The following is a 10,580-nucleotide window of genomic DNA, read 5'->3' as shown; positions in this document are numbered from 1 at the left end:
TGGCTTGCGCGCACTGCCCTTCCAGGGCGGCCGCCACACTTTCGTATGACGTGACCGAAGCACCAAGACCTTGCAACGCGTCGTGCAGATCCGCAACCGAACGCGCCCGAGGCGAATCCAGAGGTGCAACGGCCCAGTGCTGGACACTAGCATTCAATTCGCCGACAACACCACCCAGGTCTTTGTCCGCCAGCAGCCCGAACACCGCCAGACGCCTGCCGACCGGCGGGCGACCGGCCAGACGACGAGCCAGATACTCCGCCGCATGCGGGTTATGCCCCACATCCAGCAACAGATTCAAGCGTTTGCCTTGCCACTCGAACTCGCGGCGATCCAGGCGACCGACCACCTTCGTTGCCCGCAGCGCTTCGATAATCTGCGCATCCACCCAAGGCAAGCCGAGCAGCAAGTAAGCCTGCAACGCCAGCGCAGCGTTTTCCATCGGCAGATCGAGCAGCGGCAGGTCGCGCAGCTCGACTGCACGCCCCTGCGCATCGACGCCGCGCCATTGCCAGTTGTGATCGGTCATACCGAGATCAAAATCGCGCCCACGCAGGAAAAACGGGCAATTGAGCTCGCGCGCCTTGTCCAGCAGTGGATGTGGAGGATTCAGATCGCCGCAGAGCGCAGGCGCGCCCTGACGGAAAATACCGGCCTTTTCGAAGGCCACGGACTCTCGGGTATCACCGAGGTAATCCGCATGATCGACGCCAATACTGGTGACCAGCGCCACGTCGGCGTCCACCACGTTGACCGTGTCCAGACGCCCGCCCAGACCGACTTCCAGCACCACCGCATCGAGCCCGGAGCGCTGGAACAGCCAGAATGCCGCCAGGGTGCCCATTTCGAAGTAAGTCAGGGAAGTGTCGCCGCGCCCGGCTTCTACCGCAGCAAAGGCCTCGCACAGCTCGGTGTCCGTGGCTTCGACGCCATTGACCTGTACCCGCTCGTTGTAACGCAGCAGGTGCGGGGAGTTGTAAACCCCCACGTTCAAGCCCTGAGCCCGCAGCAAGGAGGCCACAAATGCACAGGTGGAGCCCTTGCCGTTGGTCCCGGTGACCGTAATCACCCGAGGCGCCGGCTTGCCCAGTCCCATGCGGGACGCTACCTGCTGCGACCGCTCCAGCCCCATATCGATGGCTGAAGGGTGCAACTGTTCAAGGTAGGCGAGCCATTCGCCAAGGGTACGTTCGATCATAGGCTGGCTGGCACCGGCGGAACCACAATCGGCTCGACGGGTGCAGCAACGAACTTCGGCGTCGGCAGGCCCATCATTTGCGCCAGCAGATTGCCCAGGCGCGGACGCAGCTCCTGACGGTCGATGATCATGTCGATGGCACCGTGCTCCAGCAGGAACTCGCTACGCTGGAAGCCTTCCGGCAGTTTTTCACGCACGGTTTGCTCGATCACACGCGGACCGGCAAACCCGATCAACGCCTTCGGCTCGCCGACAATCACGTCGCCCAGCATCGCCAGACTGGCGGAAACGCCGCCGTAGACCGGATCGGTCAGCACGGAGATGAACGGGATGCCTTCTTCACGCAGACGCGCCAGCACCGCAGAGGTCTTGGCCATCTGCATCAGGGAAATCAGCGCTTCCTGCATCCGCGCACCGCCGGAAGCCGCGAAGCAGACCATCGGGCAACGTTTTTCCAGGGCGTAGTTGGCGGCGCGAACGAAACGCTCACCGACGATGGCGCCCATCGAACCACCCATGAAGGAAAACTCGAACGCCGAAACCACGACCGGCATGCCCAGCAAAGTGCCGCTCATGGACACCAGCGCGTCTTTTTCGCCGGTCTGCTTTTGTGCAGCGGTCAGGCGGTCCTTGTACTTCTTGCCGTCGCGGAATTTCAGACGGTCGACCGGCTCCAGGTCTGCACCCAGTTCGGTACGCCCTTCAACGTCAAGGAAGATGTCGATACGGGCGCGGGCACCAATACGCATGTGATGGTTGCACTTGGGGCAAACGTCCAGGGTCTTTTCCAGCTCTGGACGATACAGCACAGCCTCGCAAGACGGGCATTTGTGCCAAAGACCTTCAGGCACCGAGCTCTTCTTGACCTCGGAACGCATGATCGAAGGGATCAGTTTGTCTACTAACCAGTTGCTCATGCTTTCTTTCTCCAGTACCGGCGGCCCGAACGCTCTGGTTCGCGGCCCCGTGTATGCCCTAGCGCTAAATTCATGTGTGCGAAGAGGGTAGATGGACTGCCACGGTCAGCGCGAAACATGACCTGCGTGCAACCAGAAACCCTCGGATCTGCCTGCTGTATGCAGTGCATCCGCTTTGTACAGTGCAGTGGACGGCGGCAGTCTGCCAGCCGTCACATCAACAGGTGCTACCGCGTACCGCTTTGATAAATGCCTGAATCTTTGCGTGATCCTTGATGCCCTTGCTCGCCTCTACCCCGCCGCTGACATCCACGGCATAAGGCCGAACGCGCGCAATCGCTTCGGCGACGTTATCCGGCGTCAGACCGCCCGCCAGAATGATCGGCTTGCTCAAGCCTTGCGGTATCAGTGACCAGTCAAACGCCTCGCCGGTTCCTCCGGGTACCCCTTCGACATAGGTATCGAGCAGGATTGCGCTGGCGCTGGCATAAGCATCACAGGCCGCTGCGATGTCATCACCCGCCTTGACCCGCAGCGCCTTGATGTACGGACGGTGCCAACCCTCGCAATCCGCCACGCTTTCATCACCGTGAAATTGCAGCAAGTCCAGGGGCACCGCATCGAGAAGCTCGCCCAATTCGCAACGGCTCGCATTGACGAACAAACCCACGGTGGTCACGAACGGCGGCAGCGCCTTGATGATCGAGCGCGCCTGCTGGAACGTCACCGCACGGGGACTTTTGGCATAAAACACGAACCCGATGGCATCCGCCCCGGCCTCGACGGCTGCCAACGCATCCTCTATGCGGGTAATCCCACAGATCTTGCTGCGAACGGCTGACATGTCGATACAACTCCAAGACAAATCCGGGAAAGTCCCGGATGGTAACAAAAGCGTTCGAGGGCGTCAGCCGTCAAGTTCCGAGAAGCCGGTCAGGAAGTGTGGACCGATGTAACGCTCGGGCAATTCGAACTCGTCACGGTACTCGACCTGCACCAGATACAACCCGAATGGATGCGCCGTCACGCCACCGGAACGCCGGATCCGGCTCTCCAGCACCTCTTTCATCCACTCTACCGGACGCTCACCGGCGCCAATGGTCATCAGCACACCGGCAATGTTGCGCACCATGTGATGCAGGAAGGCGCTGGCGCGAATATCCAGCACGATCATCTTGCCGTGACGGGTGACGCGCAGGTGGTGCAGTTCCTTGATAGGCGACTTGGCCTGGCACTGGCCGGCGCGAAAAGCGCTGAAATCATGAGTGCCGAGCAGGTATTGAGCAGCCTCGGCCATGCGCTCGACGTCCAGCGGGCGGTGGTTCCAGGTCACTTCTTCGTTCAGGTGCGCCGGGCGGATCTGATCGTTGTAGATCACGTAGCGATAACGCCGGGCAATGGCCTTGAACCGCGCATGGAAATGCGCCGGCATGACCTTGGCCCAACTGACACTGACGTCGTGGGGCAAGTTGATGTTGGCACCCATGGTCCAGGCCTTCATCGAACGCTCGACCTGGGTGTCGAAATGCACCACCTGTCCGCAGGCATGCACCCCGGCGTCGGTACGCCCTGCGCACATCAGCGAAACGGGTGAGTCAGCGACTTTGGACAAGGCGTTTTCGAGGGTTTCCTGCACGGTGAGCACCCCGGACGCCTGACGCTGCCAGCCGCGGTAGCGCGAGCCTTTGTATTCGACGCCCAGCGCGATCCGGAAAAAGCCGTCGGCTGCCATTTCGGCGGCCGGGTTATCTATATTTGCCAAGGAGGGACAGCCTGATGATGTACGCAAAGGCGGGCATTATAAGGCCGCTGGGCGGGGATGCCAGAGAGATCTCCTTTGACTGTTCCGGCCTCATCGCGGGCAAGCCCGCTCCCACAGAGTTTTCGGGTGTTCCCGGCATCCGGGTCTGGCGCCGATCTCTTGTGGGAGCGGGCTTGCTCGCGAAGAGGCCTCAGCAAACGACATCAATTCATCGGCCAAACAAAAACGGCAGCCTCAATGGGCTGCCGCTTTGTTTACAACGTACCGAACACTCAAGCCAGGCGTGAAAGCATTTCCCTGGCTTCGCTCTTCTGCTCGGCACTGCCTTCGCTTACCACCTCATTGAGGATGTCACGGGCGCCATCGCTGTCTCCCATGTCGATATAGGCCTGAGCCAGATCGAGCTTGGTAGCGGCTTCGTCAGTACCCGAGAGGAAGTCGAAGTCATCATCGTCACCCAGTGCAGCATCAGCTTCGGTAAAGGTCGGCTCGCCGATGCTGTTGGACAAGCTCTCCAGCTCGGCGTTGACATCATCCAGCTCTGCCGCGAACGCATCCGGCGCGTCCATTTCGTCGGCCAGCGACAGATCGAAATCGGCCGGCAATTCCAGATCATCCAGCGCGATCTCAGGAACAGCCGGGGTTTCGGCAACTGGAAAATCCTTCACTCCCTCATCCAGATCCAGAAGGAAATCGTCTTCAGCCAGCATCGCCGGCGACGGCTGCGCACCGAGATCCAGGTCAAGATCGAAGTCCGACAGGTCGTCGAGGTTTTCCTTGATTTCAGTCTGCTGCTGCAACACCGACTCAAAGCTCAGATCGTCGTCCAGCGGGAACTCTCCCAGATCCGGCAACGCCGCCACTTCAGGCTCCGGTGCAGGTGCTGGTGCTGGTGCAGGCGCCACAGGCGTAATCGTGTCCAGATCATCCAGGCTCAGGTCGAAGGCGCTGTCGAGGTCATCCTCGAACGGCACTGGCTCTGGCTCTGGCGCCAGTGCTTGCGGCTCATCGAGCAACAGGTCCTTGACGTATTGCGCGTCCAGTTCGGCAGCAACGGCGGCTGCGGCGATACCACCGGCAGCCACCAGCGCCATGGCCGGGAAGCGGCTTTTGAGCTTTTCAACCTGGGCGTAGTTGTCGCCATTGGCCACCAACTGACGCTCCTGGCCGACGAACGCATCGCGATCGCCTTGCTGGCCGTAGACTTCCATCAGTTTCAAGCGCAAGTCGCTGCGCTGAGGCTCTTGCTTGACGCCGTCCTCCAGCAACGCGGCAGCCTGGTTCAGGCGGCCGGCATTGATGTGTGACTGAGCCTGGCCCAGCACGTCGTCGGAGTACTCGGCAGCCGGCGCCACCAATGGCGCGGCGATCGGCGTGGTCATCACGACCGGAGCAATTACCGGCGCTGGCGCGGGAGCTGGCGTCGGTGCAGTCGCCAGCTTCACGCTTGGCGACGGAACTTCAAGGCCTTCGAAGCTGCTTTCCGGCAAGTCGAAATCGGCCGAGAACGGCTGTTCTTCGGCCAAGGCACGGGCCATGCGCAGATGCTTTTCGGCTTCTTGCTGGGCTTTGCGGCGGCGCGCCAGCAACAGCAGCAGGAGCAGCAGAATCACCGCACCGCCACCTACCAGGCCCAGCAGCACCGGATTGCTCAGCAACTCATTGAATTTCTGATCGTCGGATGTGCCCGAGGTCGCCTCAACGGGCTTCTCGGCCGGCGCCGGAGTTGCCTCGGGCGCTGTGGCCGCTGGCGCAGTTTCAGCCGGAGCAGGTGCTACCGCCGGACTGGGAGCCAGCTCGGCCGACATTGCCGGAGCCGTTGCGGCGTCTGGTGCGCCATTCGCGCCCTCGGCCTGCAACTTGGCCAGTTGATTGTTCTTCAACTCGATCAGGCGTTGCAGCTTGTCCACCTGGCTTTGCAGGTCGGCCATGCGGCTTTTCAGTTCGGCGTTGTCACGACGACTGGTGTCGAGGCTTTCCTGGGTCACCGCCAGCTTGTTGCTGAGGGCCCTGGCATCTCCGGCAGCCCCTTTGCCACGGTTCTTGCCGGACTCGGCAGACACCAGGCTCAACTTGTCGGTGGCCGCTTGAGCCGGAGCACCATCGGTGCGAGCGCGATTGGTGGCGTCAAGCTGTTGCTGCCCTGCACCGGGTTTCGCCACATAACGGCGACCCTGGCGCCAGGCCGAGTTCTGTGCGGCCACTTCGGCAATGGCCTTGGGTTGCGCCAGGCTCGTGCTCTGTGCCTGGTCCGGCAGGCGCAGCACCTGGCCGGTTTTCAAGCGGTTGATGTTGCCGTCAATGAAGGCGTCCGGGTTCAACGCCTGGATGGCCAGCATGGTTTGCTGGATCGAACCGCCATTACGCGCTTTCGCGGCGATTTCCCACAGGGTATCGCGCCGCGTGGTGGTGTATTGGGACGGTTTGGTCGCGCCGGTGACCGGTGCGGCGACGGATGAAGTCGGTGCGGGTTGCGCAGCCGCCTCGGCGGCTTGCGGCGAGAATTTCGATGGATCGAGCAGCACACTGTAGTCGCGCAGCAAACGGCCGTTCGGCCACATGACCTGAACCAGGAACTTCACCATGGGTTCGGTGAGTGGCTTGCTGGAGGTCACGCGCAGGATGCTTTTGCCGCTGGCGTTAAGCACCGGGGTGAAGGTCAAGTCATTGAGAAACGCCTGGCGGTCGACACCGGCCTTGGCGAAATCGTCAGGCGAAGCCAGGCTCGGCACCACTTCGGCGGCGGTGAGATCCTTGACATCGAGCAGCTCGATTTCCGCAACCAGCGGCTGGTTGAGCGTCGATTTCAGGGTCAACTCCCCGAGCCCGAGGGCATGCGCCATACCGGAGGACAGCGCCGAGGCGGCCGCTATTGCTAACACCAGTTTGCGAACTTGAACCATTAGCTCATCCTTAGTTTGAACATTCCTCGGCCAGCGAGAAGGTATTGATAGCCGCTGCCGTAAGGCATTGCGCGCAACGGCGAGGGTCGTCGCACGCGGTCATTTCATTGATGCCCCGGAAAGCCCTGCAGGGTGGCTCGCCTTCAGCATTCCGGCAAGCATAGGCTCGCGCGGAATCATTCGACAAATTGTTGCAAAGTATCTTTTACAGCAGGTCTTTAATCAACAACTCAGCCAGCTGCACAGCGTTCAGCGCGGCGCCTTTGCGTACGTTATCTGATGTCAGCCACAGATTAAGTTCCGTCAGGTCGTCGATACCGGTGCGCACCCGACCGACGTAGACCACATCCTGCCCTACCGCATCGCCCACCGGGGTCGGGTAATCGCCGGCTTCCACCAGTTCGATGCCGGTTGCGTCTTCCAGGGCCGCATTGATTTTCGCCAGGTCGATTTCACTCGCGGACTGCAGGGTCACGCTATAGCTATCGCCAAAAAACACTGGGGCTTGAATGCAAGTGACGGAAATCTTCAATGAAGGCCGCGCCATGACCTGGCGTAGCTCACGCACCAGGCGTTTTTCCAGCAGTGTATGACCTTGCTCATCCGGTTTGCCGACCTGGGCCAACAGGTTGAAGGCCATCTGCCGATCAAAGAATTTCGGCTCCAGCGGCCGCACATTCAGCAGTTCGGCGGTTTGCCGGGCGAGTTCACTCACAGCTTCGCGGCCCTGGGCCGATACCGCCAGGCTGGCGGTCAGGCTGACGCGCTGCAAATCGAGCAAATCCATCAGCGGCGCGAGCACCACCGCCAGCGTGGTGGCCGACGGGCTTGGACTGCTGACCTGAAACGGTTTTTTCAAGCCGGCCAACACCTGCGCGTTGGCCTCAGGCACGACCTGCGGCGCCTTTTCGGCCGGCAAGGCCCCAGAAAGATCGATCACCGAGCAACCGGCATCGGTCGCACGGGAAGCAAAACTCAATGAAACCGCCGGGCCGGCCGCGAAAAACCCAAGCTGCACCTTGCTGAAGTCGAACTCATCGACTTCCCGCACCCGCACGTTCTTGCCGCGAAACAGTACTGAGCTGCCGGCCGACTCGCTGCTGGCCAGCAGGTGAAGGGTGCCGATCGGGAAATCGCGCTCTTCGAGAATCTGCACGAGTGTTTCGCCGACAGTACCGGTGGCGCCGATCACGGCAATATCAATGGTCTGGCTCATGGTTTTACCTCTGGCGAAACGGGGGGAGCGGCACTTTACCGGGTGGGTGGCATGCAGGCAATTCTGCCGGGCCTTGTGGTGCCTGTGATGGCCCCTTCGCGGGCAAGCCCGCTCCCACAGGTTTCAGTGGTGTACACAAACCTTGCGCTCGACACCGAACACTGTGGGAGCGGGCTTGCCCGCGAAGAGGCCGGTATGGGCAACCAATAAACTTCAGACTGTCAGGGATAAAAAAACCCGCACCTCTTTCAAGGCACGGGTTCTTTCATTGCTTCAGACGATCAACGCTCGAGCAGGATCCGCAGCATGCGACGCAGCGGTTCGGCCGCGCCCCACAGCAGCTGGTCGCCGACGGTAAACGCGCCGACAAACTGCGAACCCATGTTCAGCTTGCGCAGACGGCCAACCGGGATGTTCAGGGTGCCGGTGACCTTGTTCGGGCTCAGCTCCTGAATGCTGGTCTCACGGCTGTTCGGTACCAGCTTGACCCAAGGGTTGTGCTGGCTGATCAGCCCTTCGATATCGGCGATCGGCACGTCTTTGTTCAGCTTGATGGTCAGCGCCTGGCTGTGGCAGCGCATGGCGCCGATGCGCACGCAGATGCCATCGACCGGTATCGGGCTCTTGAAGCGACCGAGGATCTTGTTGGTCTCGGCCTGGGCCTTCCACTCTTCGCGGCTCTGGCCGTTCGGCAGTTCCTTGTCGATCCACGGGATCAGGCTGCCGGCCAGCGGTACGCCGAAGTTTTCGGTCGGATACGCATCGCTGCGCATGGCTTCGGCCACACGACGGTCGATGTCGAGGATCGCGCTGGCCGGATCGGCCAGTTGATCGGCGACAGCGGCGTGGGTCGCACCCATCTGCTTGATCAGTTCACGCATGTTCTGCGCGCCGGCACCGGAGGCCGCCTGATAGGTCATGGCGCTCATCCATTCCACCAGGCCTGCTTCGAACAGGCCACCGAGGCCCATCAGCATCAGGCTGACGGTGCAGTTGCCGCCGATGTAGTTCTTGGTGCCCGCGTCCAGTTGCTGGTCGATGACCTTGCGGTTCACCGGGTCCAGAACGATCACCGCGTCATCCTGCATGCGCAGGCTGGAAGCGGCGTCGATCCAGTAACCCTGCCAGCCGGCTTCGCGCAGCTTGGGGAAGACTTCGCTGGTGTAGTCGCCACCCTGGCAGGTCAGAATCACGTCGAGGGTTTTCAGCTCTTCAATGCTGTAAGCGTCCTTGAGCGGAGCAATGTCCTTGCCCACGGACGGGCCTTGGCCACCGACATTGGAAGTGGTGAAAAACACCGGCTCGATAAGATCGAAATCCTGCTCTTCCAGCATCCGCTGCATGAGCACGGAACCGACCATACCGCGCCAACCGATCAGACCTACACGTTTCATCGCAACTACACCTTCTTGAAATGTGGGCCGCTGCCTTGTCTTGAATTTGGCAGCGGGCCCGAGAGATTACAGATTCCGCAGCGCGGCGACTACTGCGTCACCCATTTCCTGCGTACCGACTTTAGTGCAACCGGCCGACCAGATGTCACCGGTACGCAAGCCCTGATCCAGCACCAGGCTGACGGCTTTCTCGATGGCATCGGCCGCGGCCTGCTGGTTGAAGCTGTAACGCAGCATCATCGACACCGACAAAATGGTCGCCAACGGGTTGGCAATGCCTTTGCCCGCGATGTCCGGCGCCGAGCCGTGGCACGGCTCGTACATGCCCTTGTTGTTGGTGTCCAGGGACGCCGACGGCAGCATGCCAATGGAGCCGGTGAGCATCGACGCCTGGTCGGACAGGATGTCGCCGAACATGTTGTCGGTGACGATCACGTCGAACTGCTTCGGTGCGCGCACCAGTTGCATGGCGGCGTTGTCGACGTACATATGGCTCAGTTCGACTTCAGGATAATCCTTGGCCACCTGCTCGACCACTTCGCGCCACAGCTGGCTGGAAGCCAGTACGTTGGCCTTGTCCACCGAGCACAGCTTCTTGCCGCGCACCATGGCCATGTCGAAGCCGACACGGGCGATGCGGCGGATTTCGCTTTCGCTGTACGGCAGGGTGTCGTAGGACTGACGCTCGCCGTTTTCCAGGGTACGGGTACCGCGTGGTGCGCCGAAGTAGATGCCGCCGGTCAGTTCGCGAACGATCAGGATGTCCAGCCCGGCAACGATTTCCGGCTTCAGGCTGGAAGCCTCGGCCAGTTGCGGGTACAGGATCGCCGGACGCAGGTTGCCGAACAGGCCCAGTTGCGCACGGATTTTCAGCAGGCCACGCTCAGGGCGGATGTCACGTTCGATGGCATCCCATTTCGGACCGCCAACAGCGCCCAGCAACACGGCGTCGGCCGCGCGGGCACGTTCCAGAGTCTCGTCAGCCAGCGGCACGCCGTGTTTGTCGATGGCGGCGCCGCCGATCACGTCGTGGCTCAGTTCGAAGCCCAAAGCAAATTTGTCGCTGGCCAACTCCAGAACCTTGACCGCTTCGGCCATGATTTCCGGGCCAATACCGTCACCTGGGAGAATCAGAATCTGCTTGCTCATGCTTTCCTCATGTCATCAGTCGGTGCGCCCAAGGGCGCTCC

At 61.3% G+C, this 10,580-nt stretch carries 8 protein-coding genes; all 8 read right to left on the bottom strand.

The features are described from left to right. A partial coding sequence (gene folC, locus PMI29_RS16165; RefSeq protein WP_007997566.1) for a bifunctional tetrahydrofolate synthase/dihydrofolate synthase occupies positions 1-1,198 on the bottom strand: 1,198 nt, incomplete at its 3' end. Continuing rightward, positions 1,195-2,115, bottom strand: coding sequence for an acetyl-CoA carboxylase, carboxyltransferase subunit beta (accD, locus tag PMI29_RS16170; protein ID WP_007997564.1), 921 nt, complete (start codon positions 2,113-2,115; stop codon positions 1,195-1,197). The genes accD and folC, both read right to left, overlap by 4 nt. Positions 2,116-2,332: 217 nt before the next feature. Next, positions 2,333-2,959: a phosphoribosylanthranilate isomerase gene (locus tag PMI29_RS16175; RefSeq protein ID WP_007997562.1), complete on the bottom strand. Its 627-nt coding sequence runs from the start codon at positions 2,957-2,959 to the stop codon at positions 2,333-2,335. A gap of 63 nt (positions 2,960-3,022) precedes the next feature. After that, the gene (gene truA, locus PMI29_RS16180) at positions 3,023-3,847 is read right to left on the bottom strand and encodes a tRNA pseudouridine(38-40) synthase TruA (protein ID WP_033052338.1); all 825 of its coding nucleotides are present in this window, start codon (positions 3,845-3,847) and stop codon (positions 3,023-3,025) included. Between the two features lie 302 nt (positions 3,848-4,149). After that, positions 4,150-6,780, bottom strand: coding sequence for a FimV/HubP family polar landmark protein (locus PMI29_RS16190; RefSeq protein ID WP_007997557.1), 2,631 nt, complete (start codon positions 6,778-6,780; stop codon positions 4,150-4,152). Positions 6,781-6,985: 205 nt separating this feature from the next. After that, positions 6,986-7,996, bottom strand: coding sequence for an aspartate-semialdehyde dehydrogenase (locus tag PMI29_RS16195; RefSeq protein ID WP_007997555.1), 1,011 nt, complete (start codon positions 7,994-7,996; stop codon positions 6,986-6,988). 281 nt (positions 7,997-8,277) lie between these two features. Further along, entirely contained in the window at positions 8,278-9,390 is a 1,113-nt protein-coding gene (gene asd / locus PMI29_RS16200) for an aspartate-semialdehyde dehydrogenase (RefSeq protein ID WP_007975660.1), read from the bottom strand. Positions 9,391-9,456: 66 nt separating this feature from the next. Continuing rightward, the gene (gene leuB, locus PMI29_RS16205) at positions 9,457-10,539 is read right to left on the bottom strand and encodes a 3-isopropylmalate dehydrogenase (RefSeq protein ID WP_007997553.1); all 1,083 of its coding nucleotides are present in this window, start codon (positions 10,537-10,539) and stop codon (positions 9,457-9,459) included. Positions 10,540-10,580: the final 41 nt, after the last annotated feature.

It is taken from the genome of Pseudomonas sp. GM49, assembly GCF_000282355.1.
In the GTDB taxonomy this organism is placed as follows: Bacteria; Pseudomonadota; Gammaproteobacteria; order Pseudomonadales; family Pseudomonadaceae; genus Aquipseudomonas.
This window is presented reverse-complemented; position numbering and strand designations above follow the sequence as displayed.